The organism is Kitasatospora sp. NPDC052868, assembly GCF_044547105.1.
Classification (GTDB): domain Bacteria; phylum Actinomycetota; class Actinomycetes; order Streptomycetales; family Streptomycetaceae; genus Kitasatospora.
In genome coordinates this window covers 28,097-51,144 of the sequence record NZ_JBITZW010000009.1, presented here as the reverse complement: position 1 = coordinate 51,144, position 23,048 = coordinate 28,097, and the positions used below count along the sequence as shown (strand labels likewise).

Sequence of the window (23,048 nt, the reverse complement as noted above, 5' to 3'; positions counted from 1 at the left end):
GCTTACTCTGCGAGTACGCCCAGCTGCGCCGGCTCGGGGTCGTCGACGACTACACCGCCGGCCGGATCGAGACTCCCGTTCGATCGACACGTCCCACGATCGGTACGACAGTGGCTTCTTGGCGCCGTGCCCGTTGCGGACGGCTCTCAGGCCGTACGGGCCTCGGCGAGGTAGTCGGCCAGGGCGCGGGTGCTCCAGTGGTCGGTGCCGAAGGTGGCGGTGAGGCCGGTGAGCGCCGACTCGTAGAGCGGGACGGCCCGGTCGACGTCGCCGGTCAGCTGGTACAGCCGGGCCAGACTTCCGCTGCTGATCAGCGTGTCGGGGTGGTCAGCGCCCAGTCGGCGGGTGCGCTGCTCCAGGACGGTGGTGAGCAGTTCCTCGGAGCGGTCGAACGCACCCGTGTCCCGCAGGGCCGTGGCCAGGTTGTGACGGTAGGTCATGGCCGCCATGCCCTCCGGCTCGGAGAGCTCCTCCTGGGTGGCGAGGGCCTCCTCCAGCAGCGGCACGGCGCCGGGTGCGTTCCCGGCCCGCATGAGGCAGGTTGCGTAGCCGGAGAGAGTGGGCAGGGTGTCGGGGTGCCGGCTGCCCAGGACCTCCCGGTGCTGTTGGAGGGTGGTTTCGAACAGCTCGGCGGCGGTCGTGGGGTCGCCGGCCCAGTCGTAGGCGGAGGCCAGCAGTTTCCGGTTCGCCAGGGTGTCGGCGTGCAGCACGCCCAGGATCTGCTCGCGCTGGACCAGGGTCCTGCGGCAGAGCTCCAGGCCCGCCTCCGGCTCTCCCGTCTTGAGGAGCATGTAGGCGAGGTTACTCTGACTCAGCAGGGTGTCGGGGTGGTCCTCGCCGAGGATCCGCACGCGCTTCTCCGCAACCTCCCGGTAGATCCGTGAGGCTTCCTCCCGTTGCTCGGCGGCGTCCAGGGCGTAGCCGAGGTTGCCGAGGCACTCCAGCGCCTTCGGGTGGTCCGCCCCCACTCGGTGGACCATGTCGGCCAGCGCCTCGCGGTAGGTGGCGATGGCCTCCGCGGATCGCCCCGCGCCCTCGTAGGCCCCGGCCAGGTTGTTCCGGACGGTGGCGGCGTTGAGCTGCAGGGGCGCCGAGTACTCCTGCTCCCAGTGGACCAGGCCGCCGTGCTCGTGGCGGAGCAGGTCCTCGTAGATCTCGATCGCCCGGTCGAACTGGTGGCCGTTCTCGTAGGTGGTGGCCAATCTGTTCCGCAGCGTGAGCGTCCGGGGGTGATCGAGGCCGAGATGTGCGGTGCTGTCGGCCACCGCCGCGGCGAACCCGTCTTCCGCGCGCTGCAGTTGGCCGCGCGCCAGATGGACCTCCGCGAGGCTCGCCCGGATGTGCAGGGTGATGAGGTCCCCGCCGCCGAGCACCCGAGTGGCCCGTTCCAAGAGCTCCTCCAGGAGGTCGGCCGCGGCCTCGAGCCGGCCCGCCGCCCTGAGCGAGGTGACGACCGCGCCGCGGGCGTTCAGGGTGAACGGATGGTCGGCGCCGAAGCCGTCGGCGGCGTGCCGGGCGTAGACCTTGAAGAGCGGGAGCGCCCGGACGGTCTGGCCGCGCTCATGGAGGTGCAGCGCGGTGTCGGAGAAGAGCCGGGACGGCCCGGTGCGGTAGGTGCCGGGGTCGGTGGTGGAGAGCGCGGTCGCGTGTGCTGCGAGCCGGGCGAGTTGGACGGTGTCGGGAGCCTCCTCCGGCCCGTTGGGGTACACGGCTGCTAGCAGGATGCGCTCGGCGGCCTCCCGTCCGCGCCGTGCGGGAGGCGGCCCGTCTGCAGTGGCCAGCGCGGCCGCTTCGCGGGTGGCCCGGTCGCGCAGCACCTTCTGCACCAGCCGGTGGACGGTCACCTCCTCCAGGGAGAGGGTGACCATGCTGTAGGCGCGCAGCAGGCCGAGCGCCGTTCTCACTTGGACTGGACCGGCGGTGAGGTCGGCCAGCAGCTCCCGGGGGAGGCCGTCGGGGTCGAGCCAGGCCAGGGTGTGGAGCAGCTCGACGGAGAGTGGGTTGCTCTCGGCCAGCGCGGTCAGGGTCAGAGCCCAGACGCCGGCGACGGTCTGCTCGTCGCGGGCGTGGTCGAGGGCAGCCTCGTTCAGGAACTCGTGGAGGCTGCTTCGGTACTCCTCGATGCTGGTCATCGTCTGGTCCATGTAGGCGCCGGCCTGTTCCAGGGCGAGTGGCAGGTCGCCGAGTTCCCCGGCGAGCTGGCCGGCGTGCCACTCCTCCTTCGGGGAGGCGAACGGTACCCAGGAGGCGATCAGCGCCACGGAGTCGGCGCGGGGGAGGACACTGAGGCCGACGAACCGTACCTGGCGCTGCCAGCCGGTGGCGTACCGGCTGGTGATCAGATGGTGTCCGCGCGGGAGACTGCCCAGGAGGTCCCCCAGCAGGGCCGGTTCCTCCACGTTGTTGTGGACCAGGAGCCATCTGTCGTGCTGTTGCAGCCAGGCCCTGGCCCAGGCGGCCCGGGCGGAGAGCGACGGCTCCGTGCCCGTCCAGTGCGGGCTCAGCCGCTCGGCGATCGCGGCGAGGGCCGCCTCGGTAGCCCCGGGGACGGCGGAGTCGATCCACCAGACCAGGTCGTACGACTCGCTGTGCAGGTGGGCGTACTGCAGGGCCAGCTCGGTCTTCCCGACCCCGCCCAGGCCGTGCAGGACCACGGCCGGAGTGCCGGTGCCCCGGGCCAACTCGGCCCGCACCTCGGCCAGCTCGGCCGTCCGGCCGGTGAAGGTGTGTTTTCGGGCGCGCAGGGACACCACGCCACGGGCCTCGGTGTCGGCGGCGTCGCGCACCGCGCTGGCGGGCAGCACCGTGGTCCGGATGGTCACCGAACCATGGATGCTGCCTCCGGCGGCTACCGACGCGATGCCCTCGGCATGGACCGAGATGGAGCCGGGCGAGTGAGGGTTCGTCACTCGGCGACGGCTGGCGCGGCGGCGGGTGAGGCAGGGGTGGTGGTGACGTTGGTGGTCACCGAACCGTGGATGCTGCCGCCGGCCGCGACCGAGCCGGTGCCACTGGCCTCCACGCTGGTGACGCCTTGGGGGTCCCCGGCGGGCAGCAGGGCGGCCAACTCGGCCAGCAGTTCCGGATCGGAGCGCAGGGCACGCCGGATTTGGTGGCGCAGGGCGCCCATGGCGTCCTCGTCGCCCGGCCGGCCGGCACCGTCCAGGCAGGCCTCCAGCTCGGCTCGCTGCTGCGTGTCCCTGCGGCACCAGACCGAGTTGATGATGCGCTGCCCCAGACCCACGGTCGCGTCGGCTGCGGCCTCCTCGGCCCGGGTCAGGACCGCGCCGCCGTAGGCGGCCGCTGCGGAGGTGACGGCCGGACCGGCCACTGCCATGAACGCATCGAGTTCCATAATCCCCAACTCCCCCTGACCGCACCGGATATGGGCGATCAAGACCAAGTCTACGGAACGCCGGCACAGGGCGGCGGGAAAAGGTCCGGATCGGTCAGTCGGCGAATCGGAGCCTGCGTACCGGCAAAGTCATCCATCGGACCAGGGTGTCAGGGCGGCAACCGGCACCTACTCGCACCCCGCTCCATCGGTGGTCAAGATCGCTTGGCAAAACGGTCAAGATCACCTGTCGGAGGACAGCCGCCGCCCGCCTTTCGGCTGCTGCCAGCCCGTCAGGCCGCCGCCTGCCCCGCCCGTTGTCGGTCCGTCGGACTGCCGCCCGGGCCCGCCTGCCGGCCACCGCCACCCGGCCCGCGGACTGGCCTCCCGCCCCGGGCTGCTGCTGCGCCGTGCCGGTGTCGAGCAACTGCTCCTGGTGGCCGCCCCCGGGCCGTCCCCGCCCGCCTGCCCGTAGCCCGGCCCGGCCCGGAGCGGGGTGGTTGCGTCATCGGCCATAGGTGACGGAACTCCCCGCAGGCTGTCCGCTTGCCCTGCCTTGCCGTCCAGGCGCGCCGGGCCTGCTGCCAGTCGGCCCGCCGGTCCGCCGTTGGGGGTGTGCCGTGTGACCTGGCCGGGTTTCCCGTTCGCCTGCTCATGTTGTCGGACCAATTTTCGGGGTTGCGGGTCCTGGTCGGGTGCCGGGCTGCAGGATCCGGCGGGTGCTGGTTTCGGTGACTGTGGGTGTTCGTGTCGCGGGCTGGCGGGGTGGTGGCGCAGGTCCGGGGGAGGGTGGCGGCGGTTCTGGGGTGGTTCCCGGGCCGGTCCGATTTGACGGCCTGTCGGAAATGCTGCCTGGGTCGGTCCGGTATTTCGTCTGCCGTATTTGACGGGAATTGCTGTTTGATGTGGTGGTCTGAATTCTCTGGGAATTCTGCTTGAGGCGCCCGGCCCGCCATCGCACCCGCCCCCGGCCCCCCGGCAGCACCCCGTCCGGACGGCCGCCTGGCCGGCCCCGCGGCGGCCGTCGGGCCGCCAGCGGGACGCCGGAACCGAGTAGACCGGCGTCACGGCTCCATGACGCCACGACGCCACCACATGGGCGGCCCGCCGCTCGCGGTGCGCCTCGGTTGCCGGGCGGGCCGGGGCGCAGGGCGCGAGCGTGCGCGACGTGGCGGAGCAGACGCAGGAGCTGTTCAGCGAGGCGGAGTCCGCGGTCATCGCCCGCTTCGTCGCCTTGGCGGAGGAGCGGTCCACCCGCGCCTCGCAGGCGGCGCTGCGGGCCACGGAGCGCGAGCTCGAAGGGCTCGCGCGCCCTTGATCCGAAACCCGTCCGTTCGTCACGGCCAGTAGTTCATCTTCACAATCACAATCGTCGGACCTGTACTTCGGAGACCTCCGAGGCGCGCGCACGTCGGGCGCGCGCGAAGGTTGCGGATCCGGTGACCGCCTGTCAACCCCCAGTCGGTGGTCCGAGCTCGATGTTGTCCCGTCTCAAATGACCTGGTCTGCGAGTAGGGCTGTGACCTGCGGCGACCAGGTCAATTGAGACGCCGAGGTGCCGAAAATCTCAAGTGATCTGGTCCCGGAAGCTGGGATGCGAGGTGTCGTCTCAGTTGATCTGGTCTGTGCCTGCTGTTTCGAAGTGATACCAGCTTTGGGTGTTCAGCCAGGACTGGTAGTCGCTGAAGATCCTTGCAAGGCCGTCGGGTTGCTCTCGTTGGTCCAAGAACTCGCCCAGGAGCTGGAAGAGCGTCGCGACGGCTTCGATGTCGGCGTGGGGCGTGAGCGGATGGATCCAGCCTGCTGGGGCGAGGTGGCGAACGAGGGCAGGCCAGGTGAGGTCATGTCCCTTGCCGAGCCGGACGACCAGCCACTCGTGAAAGCCGGTGAGCATGCTCCAGGAGGTCCCGGCGTCGCAGCCCAGGACGAAGGCGGTGGTGGTCGCGAAGGAGCCGTCGATGCCGTGCATCGCGGGCTGTTGGCGAATGGCTGCCAGCAGGCCGCGGTGGTTCCTGATGATGTTGGCTTGCAGGGCCTGATGGGTGGCGCCGAGGAAATCTCCCGTTGTGCGCCGTGGTGTGCCGGAAACGCCGTTGGGGTTCGTGAGCGGATGTCCGACGAGGAAGCGGCGCACGGTGGCATAGGAGACGTCGGCGTCATGCTCGTCCAGCAGTCTTTCCCAGATCAGACGGGTGGGAGGGAGTTGGCCGCCGTTCGTTGCCGCGTATTCGTCGAGGATGGCGTCGAGGGCGGGCCGGATGCGGTCCAGAACCGGGTTCTCCTTGACCGTGCGCGGCTTTCGGGGCGGCGGTGTCGGGGAGGCGAGGGCCTGCCGGACGGTGCGGCTGTGCACGTGGTGCCGCGTCGACAACGCCTTGACGGACAGGTGTTCCTTGTGGGCGTCACGTCGGATGGCGGCGAAGAGAGCGGGCTTGTCCGCGCTGAGGGTGACGTGCCTTTTGGGCTTCTCCGGCTCGTCGGGCTCAGTCGGTTTCCTCGGTGCCAGGTCTGGCAGTGCCCGTTCGAGCGCGTCTTGCTGACGTCTGGTCACTGCGGCGAGCCGATCGCCTCGGGGACGACCTCCGTAGCCGTAGTCGGGTGGCCCGGCGAGGTATCCGCGCAGGTAGCTAGGCTTGAGGTGGTTGGCGCGGGCCAGGCGGCGGATGTAGGAGTCGGTGCTTTCCCCGCTCTTGGGGCGGGGGCGAGCCGGCAGTGGGCGGAGCCGGTCGCCGTCGTCAACGCTGGTGGTCATGAAGCCGATTTGGTCTTGCGGGTCTGGGCGGCGCGGTCGAGTTTGACGCGATCCAGCGAGTGCCGGGTGATCTTCTCGGTGCCGTCGAGGATGGCGTCGATGGCGGCCCCGCGGATGAGGTGGGACAGGCTGCCGATCATGCCGCCGGTGCGCTGGTGGAGGTAGTGGGCCAGCCCTTCGAGGGTCTTGGACTGGTGGTGGTGCAGTCGCAGGGCCTCTTCGAAGGTGCTGACCAGGCCGGTCCATTCCGTGGTGCGGGGGAAGGGAATGGTGTCGATGACTGCGAAGCGCCCGGCGATCTGCCGCCCGCGGGTGCCGTTGAACAGCCCGTTCGCCTCCAGGTCCACCCCCGCATAGACGAAAGTGGCCGGGATCCGCTCCGAGAAGTACTTCAGCGTGTCCGAGACCTCCGCGCCGTTCCTGGTCGCCAGTGAGAGATTGTGGAGCTCATCGACACACACGACGCTCACTCTTGCGTCGATCAGGACGCCGCAGACGGCCTCGATGACATCGGTGATGTTGGCGCGGGTGGTGACGGGAAGGCCCAGGAAGCGGGCGAACTCAACGGCCAGCATGCGTGAGGTCGCGGCGGGCGGGACGGTGACGTAGACGACCGGGATCCGGCCGTCGACGCCGGGGTGCTGGCGCCGGTCGATGACCTCGATGGTCTTGCCGAACTGGGTGAGTGCGGTGGTCTTTCCGGTCCCCGCCGCGCCGGACAGGATCAGGCCCCGGCGGGCGCTGATCGCGTGCCGGTTGAGCAGGGTCAACCGCCTGCCGGCATGGACGACGGTGCGCAAGGTGGAGGTCGCGGCCACGGTCAGGCGGGTGTGGTAGTCGAGGCGGCCGTCGTCGTAGTCGAGCCGGCCGTCGTCGTCCAGGTTGGTGAGTTGGTTCTCGGTCAGGAGGTCGGGGGGTGCCGGGTCCTGGATGGTGAACTCCCGCCAGCCCTCCAGGGTGGTGAGGTAGCGGTGCAGGTCTTCGCGGTCCAGGGCGCGTCGCCATCCGTGCTGTCGACCCGGGTCCGTGTCCTGGCCGAGGGTGGGTCCGGTCGCGGTCACCATCGCTTGTCCGCCTCCTTGAAGGGGTCGAAGACGCCGAGCGGAATGACCTTCGCGATCGGCTCGTCATCTGTGCTGTCCACCGCCTCGTCACCGTGGAGAGACAGCTCGTTCTCGGTGGCTGGTGGTGGTTCTGGCCTGGGCGGACGCGGTCCGGTGCTCTCGGCGGCGGCTCGGGTCTTGGCGGCGACGCGCCGGTCGCGCTTGGACGGCCGCGCGGCAGGTCCGTCGTCCTGATCGGCCGGTCCCTGGTTGGCTCTGACCAGCAGCTTGGCGACGGCCCGGGCGATCTCCTGTTCGGTCGGTGTCGGGTTGCCCTTGCTCCGCAGGTCGGCTGCCGCGTGGTCCCATGCCAGGTCGCCGAAGGGCTGCGGGACGCTCCCGAGGTGCTTCCAGGGGACCGGGATCCAGCCGGTCTCCCAGTGGTGGCGCATCCAGATCCAGGCAGCGTCGTAGGGGTCTCGGTGGATCTCCCACAGGTTCCGCTTGCGTGTGACACCGGAGGGCTGGCGTCGGAACGGGGCCAGATCGGGGCAGTCGTAGATGCGATTGTTGATTTTGATGCCGTAGGAGTTGACGGCCCGCCAGGTGGCGGGCAGCAGTTCCACGTAGTCGTCGCCGCTCAAAGCGAGGGGAAGGTAGCCGGCGCTCTCGACCAGGGCGGCGTACTTCTGGTTCGGGGTGAAGGTCCGGCCGGGAACGCCCGGGTCGCGGAGCCCGTCATGCGGCCGATTTTGCCACTTGGCGACAAGCCACTCGTCGAGAAATTCCTGGATCTCCAGCATCGACCACAACGGCTCGTCCTCCACGTCCCGGCCGCGGTGTTCGGCGGTGCGACCGAGGTAACCGGGCAGGAACTGGCAGAACAGCGTGGTCACTGATTCGATGGTGCGTTCGATATGGGGTTTCTCCGCCGGGGAGCGTGGGTGGCAAGGCTGGAAGGTGATCTCCAGGGTGCGGCAGGCGGAGCGGAAGTTGTCCGAGATGAACGCCTTGCCCCGGTCGCAGACGATGGTCTCCGGGATGATCACCGGCCGGGCCGCGGCGTGCTCCAGTCGCTCGTCCAGGGTCAGCAGCCGGCGGTGCGGCAGCACCGAGCGGGACATCGCCAGGGCCTGGACCCAGCCGGGCCGCATCGGCTCCGGGGTCAGCGCGCGGGCCAGCAGCAGGCAGGCGTCCACCGACTTGGTGGTGGGCCGCACCACCGCCGCGGCGACGGTTCGCGTCGCCAGGTCAATGAGGGCGCAGAGCTCGACTCTCCCGGGGACGCCGTGGTCCAGCCGCACCAGCACGTCCAGCGGGGTGGAGTCGATCTGCATCAGCTCGCCCGGGGCGGCGACCGACTCGTAGCGGAACGGACCCTCGGGCTGGTCGGCCAGCGAGCGGCGGGTGCGGGCTGAGCCGGTGACATGGGCTCCGTGCGACAGCTTGTCGAAGAGCCGGTAGAACGTCGGGCGCGAGGGCATCTCCACCACGCCCTGGCCGTGCTCGGCCTCCAGGATCCGCTCGGTCCGCCAGCGCGCGTGCTCGATCGTGCGGGTGGAGGCCGGGACACTCTCGGCGATCGCCTGGCGGATCGCGGCCACCACCCGCGGGTCGGCCCGGCCGGTCAGCGAGGTGTGCGGAGCGAGCCTGTGGTCCACCACCGCTGCGATCCCGCCGGCCTCGTACTGCTGGCGCTTGCGCTTCACCGTCCGCGCCGTGACCCCCTCGCCCAGCGCGACCAGTTCGGCCGCCTTCGCCCGCTCGCGTTCCGCCAGCGAACGGCAGGCCGGGTCGTACTCGGGCTTTGCCCGCGCCCCCGCCGGGGCGTCGGGCGGCAGGCCGGTGAGAAGTTCGACCAGGTGCCGCTGCCACCACAAAGCACGCTCGGCCACCGGCCCGGGCAGACGGTCCAGCAGCGCAACCGAGCCCAGCGCGGTGCGGTCGCCGCCCCCCAGGACTGCGAAGTCCGCGGTCGACTGCAGGTGGACCTGGTCGACGAGCATGCCGGTGCCGTGCGTGTCGGCCAGCCGGACCCGCATCCCGGTCAGGCCGACCACGGTATAGGTGTGCTCCTGGAACCTGACCCGGTCACCGAGCCGCAGCAGACCCGGCCGCGCGGACGTCATCGCCGGTCCCGGGACACCAGATGCACCAGCGTGTCGATGCCCAGCGGGGCCGTCACAAGGTCCGCCGTCAGTTCTTGCTGCCAGAGCAGGTGGTAAAGCACCGGCAGCACGGCCAGCCGGTCCCCGACCTGTTCCGCCCCGGCGAGCAGGGGCAGGGGCTCGGCGAAGACTTCCCGCAGCCGGTCGGCCACCGGCGCGCGATGGCAGCGGCTGTGGCGGTAACGGGACAGCCAGCGCAGGTTCGCCCGGTAGGGCTGGTGCAGGTCGCCGACATGGCGGAACTGCCAGCCCACCTCCTCGCAGACCCGCGCGGTGAACGCGAAGACCTCGGCGGTGTCCTCGTCGACCAGTGCCTCCGGTCGCACGTCGACAACGACACCGGTGCCGTCCAGCAACCGGACAAAGTAGTCCGGGGTATGCCCGCGCTCCCGCTCACCGTCCGTCCAGGTGAGCCGGAAGGGCTGCGAGGCCAGTGCGACGACAGCCGGATCGAAGTCCAGCGCCATCGCCGCGTCCCGCTCCACCCACGACTCGTAGCCCACCTGGGACCGGGACGTGGCCAACCAGTACTCGCCGGTGAAGTTCTTCTGCCCCTTGAACGCGATGAACGTGCGCACCGGCAAGGAAAGTTCGAAGGGCTCGCTCCAGTGACGGGCCAGCGAGCCAAGACGTTCGGCACCATCAGCGTCGACGAACCGCACCTCGACCGCCGACGCGATATCCCAGGCTAAAGCCGCTGCCGTTGACTCGCTCACAAGCACCTCCACCTACTGCGGCCAGCCCCTGCACTGCGAGGGTGGAGCACGCTGCGGGGGGCCGTGATCAAGAGCGGAATACCGTCACACGAAAGAGTGATGATGTTGTGGCAGCATGCCTGCATGGCATCCGAGGTATGGGAAGACGAAGGCGACTACTACTGCTTTCAAACGGCTCATGTGGAGTCCGAGGAAGCTTGGATCTTCGAGTTGAGTGAGGCTCGCGAAGTACCGTCCGCCTGGGTGGGGACACCCCATCAGGACGCCGTTATGCCCGGCATCGTCGCGGTCACTGTGGTCGCCCACGACCCGGACGTAGAGAAGCCGCCCTATGTGCGCTTCGATCCTGAGCAGACAGTCCCCTTTACGGTACTGAGGCGCTTCGTCGCACGCGTGGCCGAAGCGTTGGACGACCAGGGCGTTCAAGCTCCCGGTTAGCCACGAGCGCCGCCAATCGGTCGACTACACCGGAAACGAGTGAGACACCGCCAGGTCCGCTGGGACCGGACAGCGAGTGTCCTGGCGGACCAGATCATCTGAGACACCGAGCGAATCAGACCAGATCATTTGAGACAGGGACCAGATCGCCTGAGACGGGACAGATGTCCTGGTGCCCGCTGCCCGGTCCGCTCGGGTGTGCCTAGACTCGCTAGTTGGCCAAAGGGGACAGGCTATTTGGCCGGAGTGACGACGACGCCGCCCGGGTGTCAGCGCCTGTGTCTAGGGTGCCGGGCATGATCACGTTCACCGTCGAAGAGTCCTGGGACCGCATCGAGAGCTGGCTCGCGCGACACGCCCCCGTCACCCACGGGCTGTTGCGACCGCCGGCCCTCCTTGCGGACATCGCGGCGGCCGAACTCCGGCTGGGGGTAGCCTTCCCGCCCGACCTGAGAACGTCGCTGCTGCGGCACGACGGTGTTGAGCTCCAGGACGGAACGCTCCGGCTCGACCACTACGGACCACCGTCCGGACTCGGGGACATCGTCCGGAGCACCGAGTTCCTGCGCGAGGTGGGGGAGGACGCCGCCGAGGAGGAGGCCGAGTTCGCCGAGGAGGAACGCGACGAGTACGCGTACTGGGCTCGCGAACGACTGCTGATCACCCTGGGCATCGGCTGGCAGTCCTCCGACGGACTCTTCCTGGTCACCCGCCCCGGCCCGCACCACGGGCGGGTTGGCCGGTACTTCGACGAGAGCGGCTCGTCCTTCACTCCCTGGCCGGGACTGCGGCATGTTCTCTCCGACTTCGCCACGGCCTTGGAGAACGGCCTGCCCTTCGGCGGGCGGATACCCCTGGCCCACGAGGGCCGGCTGATCTGGGACGGCGGCGTGACGGTCGTCGCCGACCCGGTCTCCGCCCTGGACATCGCCGCCGGGACCCTCGAACCGCAGGTCCCACCCGAGGCCGAGCCGGCCCCGCCCGTCCCGCAGCCCGACGGGGCATACGCCGTCGCGAGCTTCGGGAGCGGCGGACTCTTCGGATCCGGGCCCGCACCGGCCGTGCAGCCGGACGTCGTGTTCGTGGCGGACATCGACCCCGGGGAACTGCTGGACCGGCTGGGCTCGATGCCTGCGACTGCCGGGCCCCGCAGCCGGGAACAGGCGCGGCTGTCCGCCGGTGCACCGTGGGCCGCGCACCGCCCGATGGTCCGGGCCGGGTCCTGCGGCGGCGGGTGGTCGTATGCCACGCAGGAGGGCGGTGACGCCCAGTTCGACCGTCCCGAGGTACTGGGACGGCTGTCCCGTGGAACCCGGGTGGTGCGGCTGGCGAAGCAAGGACCGGAGGTGCGCGTGACCGTCGTGGAGGACGGCACGGAGCGGCCGGAGGCGGGCCACCGGGTCGAATCGCCGCGCGAGGACTACGTGACCGCCCCCGACGGACAGCAGTGGCAGCGGATCGGCGTCGATCCCTGGCCCGGTTCGACGGTCGCCTACGCGCGGCTGCTGGCGGGTCTGGCGGTGGAGTACGGCATCGGCTGGGATCCGGCGGACGACGCGCCGGCGCCACTGGCCAGCGCGCTGCTGCTGCCGGTCCTCGACGAGGTGCCGGAGGCGCGGCACCCGGTCACTGTCGTACGCGACTTCGACCTCGGCGCCCTTGTGGAGCGGACCCCGCCGGAGCGGTTGCGCTCCGCGGTGGCGGCGCAGCTCGTCCGGCTGGCGTCGGAGACCGGAATCGACGGCTATCCGGAGATCGCCCAGGCGCTGGAGCAGGCCGGCCGGGGCGAGCCGGTCGACCTGACGGCCGACGGGGCCCTCGATCTGCGGATGCGGACCATCCGGGCGGAGACACGTGCCGTCCGCGGACTCCTCGACGAGGCCCGCCACCTACCGGGCCCGGCGCCCGTCACCGCGGCCGACCTCGCGGCGTGGCACGCACGGGACACGGCGGCCGGGGCCCTGCGCCGGTTCCTGCTGCTGCCCCTGCCCGCGGCGGCGGAGACGGTCCTGAGCCTGCGCATGTCCGTGCACTGGCGCGACGAACTGGCGATGGACCTGGCCGACTAGCGTGTCCCGGTTGGCCAACAAGGCTGTCCCGTTGGCCAACTATCGAGTCCCGGCACACTGACCCCCGCTCGACTGGTTGCTTCGGAGGTTGTGCCAGAGGTTGCCCCGGGGGTCGCTCCGGAAGTTGCGCCAGAGGTTGCGTCGCGACAGCCCCCCGCACACCTTGATGCCGCAGGTCAGAAACAGGGGACAACCGCTCTCCGGAACACCGACTACTTCTCTCTGCGGGACTTCGGCACCAGAGCGAAGCAGTACCCAGGGTGTCCTGTACGCCCGAGGTCGGTGGTGTGGCGGCCGCGCGCGGGCGGCCGCCGGGGCGGGGCCGGCACCGACGCCGCCGGCCCCGCCCGCCCGGCACCGACGCCGCCGGCCCCGCCCGCCCGGCACCGGAGGCGACCGTCTCCGTCCTCGGCACCCTGCGGGCCTGAGCCCCGGTTCGGCACCGCCAGCCGCCGCGTACGGCGTGCCCGCGGCGAGTAGTGGTCCGGGCAGTGCCCAGGCGCCGTCACGGCGCGCGTACGGGCCCCGGCGAGGCGAAACCGCCCGCTGCGCATCCCCGGGGCCGTCCCCGGGGCCGTCCCCGGGCGGTGCCCCGGGGGGATCCTCCACTTTGGCTCCAATTGGAGCCGGACCCGACCGCAGCCTGACTTCCACACACAGCGCTGCAGCGCCCCGACCGTCAAGGCCCGCTTCCCCTACCCGGGGCGGGCCTTCGCGGGTTGCGGCGGCGCAGGCCCGCTGGGTGTTCCCCCCGGCGCGACGTCGTTCGGCTGTTGATGCCGTGTATACGTCCGCCTGGTTCGGTGCCGGTCGGCGAACCGCGTCCTGCGGGAGCCGGTCCAGTTCCCGCGATGTGAGGACGGCATGCTCGAACACCACAGCCCACCACGGCCGGTACGAAACCCGGCGGCACCACCGTTCCCCACGCGGCCCCGGACATCGGGTGTGACGGTCGTCCTGATCCTGGCCCTGCTCGCCACGATGCTGCAGTTCCTCCCGGTGTTCACCCCGCCCGCGTCCGCCGCGGTGGCCGACCGCACGGTGGCGACCTGGAACATGGCGAAGACGGGGAACAACTGGCCGATCGCGCTGAAGTACCTCATGGTGGACCGGGAGGCCGTGGCCCTCCAGGAGGTCACGGACAAGGTGGTGGGCCCCACCCGCGCGGACGGCTACCGGTACATGCCGGCGAACCTCGCGGTGGACTGCGGGGACTTCACCCGCGACGAGGGCGTCGCGGGGCAGACTCCCAACGTGTACTCGGTGTGCAAGCACCGCTTCCGGACCCTCGCCGCGGGTGGGCGTGACGTCTACGTCTACTACCTCAACACCGGCAGCCAGAACACCAATCTCGCCTTCCTGGCCGCCCAGGACCTGGATGTCCACGATCAGACCCAGGTCGACGTGATCGGCCGCCGCGACCGCTTCAACAACGGCAACTACAAGCCGAAGCCCATGCTCGGCATCAAGATCGCCGACACCTGGCTCTACAGCGCGCACATGCTCACGGGCGGTGGTGCCGACGCCATCGAGGAGCTCGAAGCGCTCGACGCGGCGAAGCCGGGGCAGAAGTGGGCGGTCATGGGCGACTTCAACCGCACCCCCGGGAGTCTGGCCGCGACGATCGCACTCCACCCCACGTGGCGTTTGATAGCGAGCGGCCAGGAGACCCGGCCGGTGAGTCGGCTGGGGAACCGCGAACTGGACTACATGGTCGCAAGTGACCCGACGGGCATAGCCCAGAACTACAGCGCCTTCGTCCAGGGCTACTTCACCGACAACCAGTCTGACCACCGGCCTGTCGGGTTCCGGATTGAACAGGATCCCCAGCGCCGTCAGAACGCGCGGGACCACTGTCCGGCGGGCCTGCAGCCGCTTCCCCTCGCCGCGGCCGTACCGGCCGTTGCCACCACCGCGTCCGACGCCGGTACCGCGTCTGACCCCACCACCGCGTCTGGCCCCACCACCGCGACCGACCCCGGCACCACGTCCGACGCCGGCACCCCGCAGACAGCTGCGAGCACCGACGCCTCGGCACCGCAGCACGGCAGGACCTCGGTCCTGACCTCGGCCTCCGGCAACCTGGTCGCCGACGTGACGGGCGGTACGCCGACCGCCGGTACGGGGGTGCGCGCGGCCGCGCCCGCCTGTGCCCCGCAGCAGAACTGGGCGACCTGGCAGAAGTCCGACGACACCTGGGTGATCGAGACCGGACTGACCAACGGCACCACCCCCGCGGGGCAGGGCAGCGTGCTCGGCCTCCCCACCTACGGCGACCAGGTGGCGATCCGCCCGATCGAGAACGACGCCGCCGGAAAGCCCGACGGCAGTCCGGGCCAGCGCTGGAAGTTCACCCCGGCCGACAAGGACGGCTGGTATCAGATCACCGCCGCGTCCACCGGGGCCTGCCTCACCGCCTCGACAGACGGGGCCGGGCTGACCACGAAGACCTGCGACGGGTCCGACCGGCAGCGGTGGCGGCTGTCCATGCCGTGCAACGGGCCCGGTCACGCCGTTCCGGGATTCCCGGACACCCCCTGGCCGACGGTGGCGGACCACCCCGAGCTGACCTGGCCGTCCCTGCCCGGGCACCCGGCCATCGCCTGGCCGTCCGTCCCCGGCTACCCGAACATCCCGATGCCCGGCCACCCCGACCTGCCGGAGATCCGCTGGCCCGGGTTCCCGACCGTGCCGAGCCGGCCCTGGCCGACGATCGGCGGCCACCCCGAGGCCACCTGGCCCTCCGTGCCGGGCTTCCCGACCATCCCCTGGCCCGCGATGCCCGGACACGCCGACGCCCCGTGGCCGGTGCTGCCACTGCCCGGCAACGGGAACGACGACGGCACCGCCCTGGTCCCCGGCCTCCCAGCGGTCACCGACCCGGCGATCCCGGACCACCCGGGCCTCGCCTGGCCGACCGTCCCCGGGTTCCCGCAGGTCAAGTGGCCCTCCGTCCCCGGTAATCCGAACGTTCCGTTCCCCGGCCACCCCACCATGCCCAAGATCACGTGGCCGGGCGCGCCCTCGTTCCCGTCCGTCCTGTGGCCCGATCTGCCGGACCAGTCCATCTGGGCCTGGCCGTCGATCCCGGGCTTTCCGACGATCCCCTGGCCGTCGCTGCCCGGCCTGCCGAACGTGCCGTGGCCGACCACGTCGGGCTTCCCGAACGACCCTGCCGCGTCCGCCAATCCGCCCAAGGCCCCGGAGGAGCCGAAGAAGTGCGAGTCGCCGGACACCAACAATCCGGCTGCCGACGACGACGCCAAGCCGGATCCCGGCACTCCCGACCCCGGTAGCGGCGGCACGCCCGGCGGCGGACCGTCCCTGCCCTCGCTCCCCGGCATCCCGATCATCGGCTTCCCCTGGCTGCCCAGCCTGCCCTCCTGGGGCGGCAGCGGCCCCGGCGGGCCCAGCTGGCCCGGCAGCGGCCCCGGCGGCGGTTCGCCGGCGGAGCCGACCCAGGGGATCGGCCTCGTCTCCGCCGTCGACGCCCAACTGGTGCCGGACGTACGCGGCGGCGTGCCCGCCGTGGGCACGCCCGTCCAGGCGTGGCAGCCCAACCCGACCGACTCCCAACGCTGGGCGTTCTGGGACCGGGGCAACGGCAACTGGCTGATCGAGACCCGGCTCACCTACGGCGGAAACCGCCCGGAGGAGCGGCTCGTCCTCGGTCACGAGACCACCTCCCACCGCACGGAGCTCCAGGCAGTGGCGGCGGACCGGACGAACCAGCTCTGGAAGTTCGCCGACGCCGGGAACGGCTGGTCGACTGTCACCAACGGTGACGGCGGCGGCTGCCTGACCCTGTCCGCCTCCGGCCAGCCGCTGACGGTCGGCACCTGCGACGGCTCCGACCGCCAGAAGTTCCGCCTGACCGGCCCCACCGGCAGTGACGGTGGCGGTGGCGCCGGCTCGGTGCCCGTCTACTCGGCGTTCCCGGGCAAGTGCCTGGACGTCTCCGGCGGCATCACGACCGACAAGACCCCGATCGACCTGTACGACTGCAACAACACCCGCTCCCAGCGCTGGACCCCGTCCGCGAGCAGCGGCGTCTTCACCCTGAAGGCGTTCGACAAGTGCCTGGACGTGACCGGAGGCTTCACCGGCCGCGGCACCCGGGTCGACCTGTACACCTGCAACGGCACCTCCGCCCAGAACTGGCAGCAGGGCGACAACTTTTCGCTCGTCAACCCCGCCTCGGGCAGGTGCCTGGACGTCACCGGCGGCAACTCCGCGAACGGCACCGCCCTGCAGATCTGGGACTGCAACGCGTCCGACTCGCAGCGCTGGGGCCTGGGCACTGTCCCGCCTCGCGCCGCCCAGCCGCCCGCGCCGAAGCCGGGCACCGGCCCGGTGGTCAATCCGGGCATCGGAGCCGGGCAGGTCTCCACCCTCGTCTCCGGGAACAACGGGATGGTCGCGGACCTCGACGGTTCGAGCACCAACTCCGGTAGGTCGATCAAGGCGCTCGGCGCGAACGGCAACGACGCCCAGCGCTGGGCCTTCTGGGCCACCGCGAACGGACGGTGGATCATCGAGACCCTCCTGACCGACGGCAAGACCGCCGCCGGCCAGGGCATGGTCATGGACCACGACCCCGGCAACCACCGCACCCACCTGATCCGCACCATGGACGGCAACGCCAACCAGCACTGGGCCTTCCAGGGCGCCGGGAACGGCTGGTTCTGGATCACCAGCGACACCGACAACAACTGCCTCACCGCCAACAACCCCGGCGAATCGCTCGCCGTCAGCCCCTGCGACGGCAGCGACCGCCAGAAGTGGCGCCTCGACAACGTGGCCCAGGGGCCGTCCGCTCCCCAGCCGCAGCCCCAGCCCGGCGGCGGATCATCCGGCGGGTCGCCCGGCGGTCCGGTGGTCGGCCCGAACATCGGCAGCAGCCAGGTCGCCACGCTCCGGTCGAACAACAACGGCCTGGTCGCCGACCTCGACGGCGCCAACACCGCCTCCGGCACCTCGATCAAGGCACTGGGCGGGAACGGCAGCGCCGCCCAGCGGTGGGCGTTCTGGGACGCGGGCAACGGTCAGTGGATCATCGAGACCCTGCTCACGGACGGCAAGGCCGCGCCGGGCCAGGGCATGGTGATGGACCACAACCCCGGCATCCACCGCACCCACCTGACGCAGAACCAGCAGGGGAACGTCAACCAGCGCTGGTCCTTCCGCGACGCGGGCAACGGCTGGTACTGGATCATCAGCGCCACCGACGGTGGCTGCCTCACCGCCAACAACGCCGGTGAGCAGCTCGGGGTGTGGCGGTGCGACGGCTCCGACAAGCAGCGCTGGCGCATGGACAACGTCCAGAACGGCCCGACCCCCGGTGCCGGCGGCGGCTCCGGTGGCGGTAACACCGGCGGCGGCGGTGGAGGCACTGGCGGCGGTGGAGGCGGCAACACCGGTGGTGGTGGCCAGCCGTCCTCCGACTGCGCCCTCCAGCCCCCCGGCGCGGAGCGCCAGGGGAGCTGGATGTGGAGGAACTTCACCATCTGCCGCGGCCAGACCTTCGAGGCCACCGGCAACCCGGACCAGTGGACCGTCCTGAAGCTGGAGGACAACGGCGAACTGGCGCTCTGGTACACGAGCGTCGACGAGCTCGGCCAGGAGCACCGGGTCAAGGAGTGGAGCGCTCCGAACACCGCCGGCTGCGGCACCCGGGCGACCATGCAGACGGACGGCAACTTCGTCGTCTACGGCGTCGGCAACCAGTCCTGCTGGTCCTCCGGCACCAACGGCTACACCAACGCCTGGCTGGAGATCAACCAGTCGGGAACGCTCTCGGTCTGGTGGAGCGACCAGAACCTGGCCTCGATCGGCATGGGTGGGCTGCTCACCTGGATCGGTCTGGTCCCGCGCCTGGAGTGGAGGGCCGGCACCCAGCACAAGATCTCCGTTCCCAACTGCGGCAGGATCAAGTGCTTCTGAGGCATGCTCCTGACCGGTCGCGCCGCTGACGGCGTCCGGCGACGCCGAAGGCCCGCACCCCCTGGCGGTTTCTAGGGGTCGTTGCAACACGTGGTCGGTTGTCTGGGCCGCGAGGAGTTTGGCGAGGCGCTCGGCTGGGGTTTCCCAGCCGAGCGTTTTGCGTGGACGGCGGTTGAGCTGGTCGGCGACGGCGGTCAGGTGGTCGGGGTCGTGGACGCTCAGCCCGCACCGCATGCGCAGCTGCGGCGGGGTGGTGATTCGTTGACTTGTTGTGTTCCTGGGCTGGGGATTGATGGGTTGGTTGAGAAGGGCCAGGTGGTGGTGGGTCGTGTTCGGGGGCGGCGGGTGCTTTTGGAGGTGTTGCCTTCCGGGGTGTCAGGGTGGTTTGACCTGCGGGTTTTGGTGGTTGGTTGAGAATCGGTGGATCGCGTGAGATGTGGTGGGGTTTTCCGCGGTCTGGTTGAGAGCCCTGTATGCGCCGGGATGGGTCGGGGTGGCTGCTGCAGGCTGGCCTGGGGGTCTATCGGGTGTGGTGGTGGGTCCAGGTGGTGAGGAGGTTGCCGGGTAACGCGGCGAGGTGGGGCAGGCCGAGCGCGGAGGCTGTCTGGTCGAGGAAGGCGCGGATGGCCGGGTGGGGGCGGCCGTGGCGGGGTGTCGGGTATGGCTGGGTGGTGGCGAGGGTGACGGTTTCGGGGTAGGTGACGGCGTCTCGGGCCAGGAGTGTCCAGGAGCCGGTGACGGGCTGCACGTCGGGGTTGGTGTGTTGGAGGAGGTGCCGGCGGCGGTGCCAGCGGGCGGTCAGGGTGGTGTGGGTGGAGTGGTCGTGCCAGCGGTGCCCCGGGGCCCTGGCGGGTCTGGCTCTGCCCGGCTCCGGGACCCCGGCCGGCCGAGCTCGCCCCGGGGCCGCGCCGGATGGTCCGTCACCGTCCCACAGCGACGGAACGCGGAGGTCGCGACAAGCCGCCCCGCTGCGGGGGTGGGGTGGCTGTGCTGGGCCTGGTGTTGGTTCTCCGGTGCGGGCCGGCGGCCGGGGCGCTTCGCCGAGTGGTTCCGTCACCAAGCTTGTGTTGTCCAGACCCTGGTTGGTCGGCTGGTCTACCAGTCGACTGTTCCGTCGCTCCGGAGCAGCGGTCGGCGGGCGGTTCCCGTCCAGAGGGTCTGGCCTCAGCCGACCCGGTCGAGGGCAGATGCCAGCGCGGGGCACAGCTGTTCGTCCTCGCGGATCATCGCGTGGTCGATCCCGGAGGTGACCAGGCGGCGGTCCGCGGTGGGGAGCGCGGCCAACCGGTCATGCTGCTTTGGTGTCAGGGCGGCGGCGCTGAGCGCCCGCAGGGCATCGCAGGCACCCTTGAATTCGGCGCGGGTTTCGGCCGAGTGCAGTGCTGCCTCGGCGAGCCGACCGCGGTCGAGGTCGGCCTGTTGCCGGGGCCGGATAGCGGCACGCCGTTGCTCACCCCGGTTGCCGACTACCTGCCGCCCCGGCCGACCACGCCGACCGTTTCGCTGCCCTGGCCGCTCTCCAGCAGTGGGACGAGGCCCAGTGGCGGGCGATCAGTCCGTGACCTCCTCCACCTCGCTGAGGTCCTCCACCCCCACCGGCCGCAGCCCGTCGAACCACACCCCCACCCCGAAGGGCTCGCAGGCCGGCGGTGCCCCCTCCGCGAACCGCAGCATCCAGCCGTCGGCGTAGACGTTCACCTCCGGTGCGTCCAAACCGGCCTGATTCTCCGTCATATCCCATGCTGCGCAGACGAACCGCCGGGCTTCCTCCACCGCCTGCTCCAGGTGCGTCAGCACCTCCCTGAGCAGGTCGAGATCCACCGCCCCGACGTCCTCGCCAGCCTCCACCATCACATTGACGTTCACCGCCCACCGCTCCGGCTCGGCCACTCCCCACACCGTCAGCCCACCCGGCCCGTCGCTCACCCGCACCAGCGGCCCCACACCCTGCACCGTCCCCGCCTCCTCGTCGCCCCGCCACCGTACAACCGGGCGACGGCCACGGCACGGTGGGGCCGCCGCCGGGAGCCGGACCCCGGGCTGGGACTCTGGTGGCGGCCACCGCCGAAGACCGCCACCACGACTGCCTGCTGATCGCCGACTGCCTGTCTGCGACCGTCCCGCCCTTCAGTCCCGAGGGTCACCACCCCACCGACAACCGCCTCGCCCTCAACCCCGTCCTGGAACCCGCGAGCTGAAACCGCCCCTGGGTATCGCAGGGAAGGCGACACCAGACGAATCGGCAGGGGCGGCCGGAAAGGCCAGAAGTACACCGCCACCCCCACGCTCCGCGAGTACGACGTCGCACCGGCCTCCCCGGTCACCGTCACCAGCGCGGACGGGAGCAGCAGGGTGGTCCCGGCGCAGAAGGCGAGGGCCCCGCAGAAGCCGCAGCGCCGTCGCGGACCCCTCATCTGCGCGATCTGCGGCGAGGCGACGGCGGACTCCCCTCCCGTGTACGGCGTCCAGGGCCGCTCCCGGGGCAAGCCGGTCCACCGGGCCTGCGACCCGCACGCCACCGCCAAGCGGCCCGGCCGAAACCGAAGCCCGCCGGCCCGGCGAAGCCGCCGAAGGTGTCCGGGTCCGTCCCGGCCGGGACGGACCCTGGCGCTTCCTGTCGTGCACCCAGTGCGGCGCCCAGCCGCAGGCCCTGTGCGTCCTGACCTACAGCGATCAGAGCACCGCCGAGACGAAGACCCCGCACCGCGAGCGGGAGGTGGCCGGCCGCCGCGCGCTGCTCGCCCGCTAGGGCTCGTCCACCGGCGCCGCTCCCCGATCGGGTGAATCGCTGCGGCCCGGCGGGCGCGAGGCGGTACGCTCCGGCCACCCCGATGGTGAAGGAGCCCTCGATGCCGAAGAAGCCCGGCCTCACCCACCACGAGCACCTGCGGCTCGGGCAGGTGCTCGCCGGGATACGGGATCAGCTCCAGCACGAGCGCGTCACCCTGCTGGGCGCCTACCCGAAGAGTGGGCCGGTGTCGCTGCCCGATGTGCGAGAAGGCGTACCCGGCGAAGACCCGGGTGACGAAGATTTTCGCGGGGTGGGCGCACACCGACTGCGTGTTCCCCCGGCTCCCGCAGCGACGGCGGGTCGGCCGCGGCGTTCGAGGAGAACCGGCAGGCGGTGCTGTCCGGGGAGACTTTCCGCAGCCGGGCGCCCTCGACCTGGCGCCGGGGCTCTTCCCCGAGCAGCAGTCGAGGCCGCCGCTGACGGGCACCGAGACGAAGGTGGGCCTGGTCCGGAGTCACAGCTGCCGGACCAGGCCCGCCCCTGCCCCTCCCAACAGGAGTCAGCCATCACTTTGCGTAAGAACGAGTTCTGGGAAACCGATCGGGGCATCCGAGCCGGTCGCGTCGACCCTTTCTGAGTTTTCTCCCGGAAAGGGTCGTTTGCGAGATGGGGTTCACGCCCACCTCGTTCCGGAAAGCAGCCTCCTACTTCTTGATTGTCGTCGCATGATCTTGTTGAGTCATGTAACTCTTGGCGCCGAACCTAGGCGGGGGCGGGCTGCACTACGGGATCCCGGTGCCGTCGGGCCTATATTCCAGGAGGTTTTCCATGAAAAGGATGCTCGGCGCAGTCGCCATGACCGGTGCACTGACCCTGGCCGCGCTGGCCGGCACCACTACCACCGCCAGCGCGTCCAACAGCTACCCCGGACCGATCGGCCCGTTCTCCAGCGGTAGCGCCTGTGGCAATTACGTTGCGGCTTCCGGCGAGTGGGGCGTCTGGGACTGTGAGCCCGTCGGTGGCGCCTACCCCGGCTGGTACGCGGTAACCGGCCGTGTCTCCGGGTACGGCCCGTACTCCAGCGGTAGCGCCTGTGGCAATTACGTTGCGGCTTCCGGCCAGTTGGGCGTCTGGGACTGTGAGCCCGTCGGTGGCGCCTACCCCGGCTGGTACATCTTCATACCGTGATAGTGCGGCGCCACATTTGGTATGTCCGAAATCACTGAGACCGGATAGTCGGGCATGGGTGGGTCCGCCGGACGGCGGACCCACCCGGCGCTAATCGACGACCCCGCACGCACGGTTGGGACATTCGGCCCGGCTGAGGACGTGAACGACCTGGCGGTGACCATCGACGGGTGTGCGGGCTGGTCCTGCCACTTGCCCGATCAGGCCGGCAAAGCGGACCATCACCGCGTCGCCGCCGCCAGGCTAGAGGACTCGGGCGTCGACGGGAGCCAGCTCGGCACGCAGCTCGCGCCGAGCTCGGGAGCGCAGGTTCCATGCCGCCACTTCCAGGAGCGTGCGGATGTGCCCGGTTGGGACGTCGGAGTATCCGTAGCGCCACTCCTCAGCGCTACGGGGCCGCCCGGCACGCAGAGCCCAGCGTCGGAAGGCGAGCGCGACATCACCTCTCGGCAAGCCTCGTTCGCGCTCGAATGCGGCTATCTGTCGGTTCGCTGACGCTGACAGCCCTCGTATGACGGTGCGTCTGGCGTGCCTTGTGTCCCGAATCGGGAGCTGAGACCTGATCTCGCCCGGTGTTCGGCGAGGCATGTCGACTTCCTGGAGGTGCCGGTGCTGGCAGGTCCCCGAACGCTAGCCCAGCCGCCAACGATCCTCAAGGCCCACCAA

Annotated in this window: 15 protein-coding genes; 7 read left to right on the top strand and 8 right to left on the bottom strand. The window is 70.8% G+C overall.

Annotated features, from left to right (window positions below):
- Nucleotides 1-146: 146 nt before the first annotated feature.
- Entirely contained in the window at nucleotides 147-2,822 is a 2,676-nt protein-coding gene (locus tag ACIGZJ_RS17200; protein ID WP_396457965.1) for a tetratricopeptide repeat protein, read from the bottom strand.
- An 83-nt stretch (nucleotides 2,823-2,905) separates the two neighbouring features.
- Complete coding sequence (locus tag ACIGZJ_RS17195) at nucleotides 2,906-3,355, bottom strand: hypothetical protein (protein WP_396457964.1); 450 nt, start codon at nucleotides 3,353-3,355, stop codon at nucleotides 2,906-2,908.
- A 1,147-nt stretch (nucleotides 3,356-4,502) separates the two neighbouring features.
- Between ACIGZJ_RS17195 and ACIGZJ_RS17190 the strand changes: the two genes are divergently transcribed.
- Nucleotides 4,503-4,652, top strand: a complete 150-nt coding sequence (locus ACIGZJ_RS17190) for a hypothetical protein (protein ID WP_396457963.1) — start codon at nucleotides 4,503-4,505, stop codon at nucleotides 4,650-4,652.
- A gap of 291 nt (nucleotides 4,653-4,943) precedes the next feature.
- On the opposite strand, the gene ACIGZJ_RS17185 is transcribed toward ACIGZJ_RS17190, so the two are convergent.
- The 4 genes from ACIGZJ_RS17185 to ACIGZJ_RS17170 are packed head-to-tail and all read right to left on the bottom strand — an operon-like array spanning nucleotide 4,944 to nucleotide 10,013.
- Nucleotides 4,944-6,086: a hypothetical protein gene (locus ACIGZJ_RS17185; RefSeq protein ID WP_396457962.1), complete on the bottom strand. Its 1,143-nt coding sequence runs from the start codon at nucleotides 6,084-6,086 to the stop codon at nucleotides 4,944-4,946.
- Nucleotides 6,083-7,150, bottom strand: coding sequence for a TniB family NTP-binding protein (locus ACIGZJ_RS17180; protein WP_396457961.1), 1,068 nt, complete (start codon nucleotides 7,148-7,150; stop codon nucleotides 6,083-6,085). Before ACIGZJ_RS17180 ends, ACIGZJ_RS17185 begins: the two co-directional genes overlap by 4 nt.
- Nucleotides 7,144-9,258, bottom strand: coding sequence for a Mu transposase C-terminal domain-containing protein (locus tag ACIGZJ_RS17175; RefSeq protein WP_396457960.1), 2,115 nt, complete (start codon nucleotides 9,256-9,258; stop codon nucleotides 7,144-7,146). The genes ACIGZJ_RS17180 and ACIGZJ_RS17175 overlap by 7 nt, the downstream gene beginning before the upstream one ends.
- Nucleotides 9,255-10,013 (bottom strand): TnsA-like heteromeric transposase endonuclease subunit, encoded by a 759-nt coding sequence (locus ACIGZJ_RS17170; RefSeq protein ID WP_396457959.1) that lies wholly within the window; start codon nucleotides 10,011-10,013, stop codon nucleotides 9,255-9,257. Before ACIGZJ_RS17170 ends, ACIGZJ_RS17175 begins: the two co-directional genes overlap by 4 nt.
- 123 nt (nucleotides 10,014-10,136) lie before the next feature.
- Between ACIGZJ_RS17170 and ACIGZJ_RS17165 the strand changes: the two genes are divergently transcribed.
- The 3 genes from ACIGZJ_RS17165 to ACIGZJ_RS17155 all read left to right on the top strand — a co-directional run bounded on the left by ACIGZJ_RS17165 (nucleotide 10,137) and on the right by ACIGZJ_RS17155 (nucleotide 18,463).
- Complete coding sequence (locus tag ACIGZJ_RS17165) at nucleotides 10,137-10,451, top strand: hypothetical protein (RefSeq protein WP_396457958.1); 315 nt, start codon at nucleotides 10,137-10,139, stop codon at nucleotides 10,449-10,451.
- A 296-nt stretch (nucleotides 10,452-10,747) separates the two neighbouring features.
- Entirely contained in the window at nucleotides 10,748-12,520 is a 1,773-nt protein-coding gene (locus ACIGZJ_RS17160) for an SMI1/KNR4 family protein (RefSeq protein WP_396457957.1), read from the top strand.
- Nucleotides 12,521-13,465: 945 nt separating this feature from the next.
- Entirely contained in the window at nucleotides 13,466-18,463 is a 4,998-nt protein-coding gene (locus ACIGZJ_RS17155) for an RICIN domain-containing protein (RefSeq protein ID WP_396457956.1), read from the top strand.
- Between the two features lie 520 nt (nucleotides 18,464-18,983).
- On the opposite strand, the gene ACIGZJ_RS17150 is transcribed toward ACIGZJ_RS17155, so the two are convergent.
- Together ACIGZJ_RS17150 and ACIGZJ_RS17145 are read right to left on the bottom strand one after the other, a co-directional pair.
- Complete coding sequence (locus ACIGZJ_RS17150) at nucleotides 18,984-19,211, bottom strand: hypothetical protein (RefSeq protein WP_396457955.1); 228 nt, start codon at nucleotides 19,209-19,211, stop codon at nucleotides 18,984-18,986.
- A gap of 803 nt (nucleotides 19,212-20,014) precedes the next feature.
- Nucleotides 20,015-20,353 carry a hypothetical protein gene (locus ACIGZJ_RS17145; RefSeq protein WP_396457954.1) on the bottom strand — a complete coding sequence of 113 codons (339 nt, stop codon included), beginning with the start codon at nucleotides 20,351-20,353 and terminating at the stop codon, nucleotides 20,015-20,017.
- 161 nt (nucleotides 20,354-20,514) lie between these two features.
- On the opposite strand from ACIGZJ_RS17145, the gene ACIGZJ_RS17140 reads away from it, so the two are divergent.
- The 3 genes from ACIGZJ_RS17140 to ACIGZJ_RS17130 all read left to right on the top strand — a co-directional run bounded on the left by ACIGZJ_RS17140 (nucleotide 20,515) and on the right by ACIGZJ_RS17130 (nucleotide 22,877).
- Nucleotides 20,515-20,661 (top strand): hypothetical protein, encoded by a 147-nt coding sequence (locus ACIGZJ_RS17140; protein ID WP_396457953.1) that lies wholly within the window; start codon nucleotides 20,515-20,517, stop codon nucleotides 20,659-20,661.
- Between the two features lie 1,361 nt (nucleotides 20,662-22,022).
- The gene (locus ACIGZJ_RS17135; protein WP_396457952.1) at nucleotides 22,023-22,382 is read left to right on the top strand and encodes a hypothetical protein; all 360 of its coding nucleotides are present in this window, start codon (nucleotides 22,023-22,025) and stop codon (nucleotides 22,380-22,382) included.
- 141 nt (nucleotides 22,383-22,523) lie between these two features.
- The gene (locus ACIGZJ_RS17130) at nucleotides 22,524-22,877 is read left to right on the top strand and encodes a hypothetical protein (protein ID WP_396457951.1); all 354 of its coding nucleotides are present in this window, start codon (nucleotides 22,524-22,526) and stop codon (nucleotides 22,875-22,877) included.
- Nucleotides 22,878-23,048: the final 171 nt, after the last annotated feature.

Bases quoted from the DNA above. Each gene is read 5' to 3' on its own strand.
- ACIGZJ_RS17195 (WP_396457964.1), bottom strand. From the start codon at position 3,355: ATGGAACTCGATGCGTTCATGGCAGTGGCCGGTCCGGCCGTCACCTCC.
- ACIGZJ_RS17175 (WP_396457960.1), bottom strand. From the start codon at position 9,258: ATGACGTCCGCGCGGCCGGGTCTGCTGCGGCTCGGTGACCGGGTCAGG.
- ACIGZJ_RS17165 (WP_396457958.1), top strand. From the start codon at position 10,137: ATGGCATCCGAGGTATGGGAAGACGAAGGCGACTACTACTGCTTTCAA.
- ACIGZJ_RS17160 (WP_396457957.1), top strand. From the start codon at position 10,748: ATGATCACGTTCACCGTCGAAGAGTCCTGGGACCGCATCGAGAGCTGG.
- ACIGZJ_RS17185 (WP_396457962.1), bottom strand. From the start codon at position 6,086: ATGACCACCAGCGTTGACGACGGCGACCGGCTCCGCCCACTGCCGGCT.
- ACIGZJ_RS17180 (WP_396457961.1), bottom strand. From the start codon at position 7,150: ATGGTGACCGCGACCGGACCCACCCTCGGCCAGGACACGGACCCGGGT.
- ACIGZJ_RS17135 (WP_396457952.1), top strand. From the start codon at position 22,023: ATGAAAAGGATGCTCGGCGCAGTCGCCATGACCGGTGCACTGACCCTG.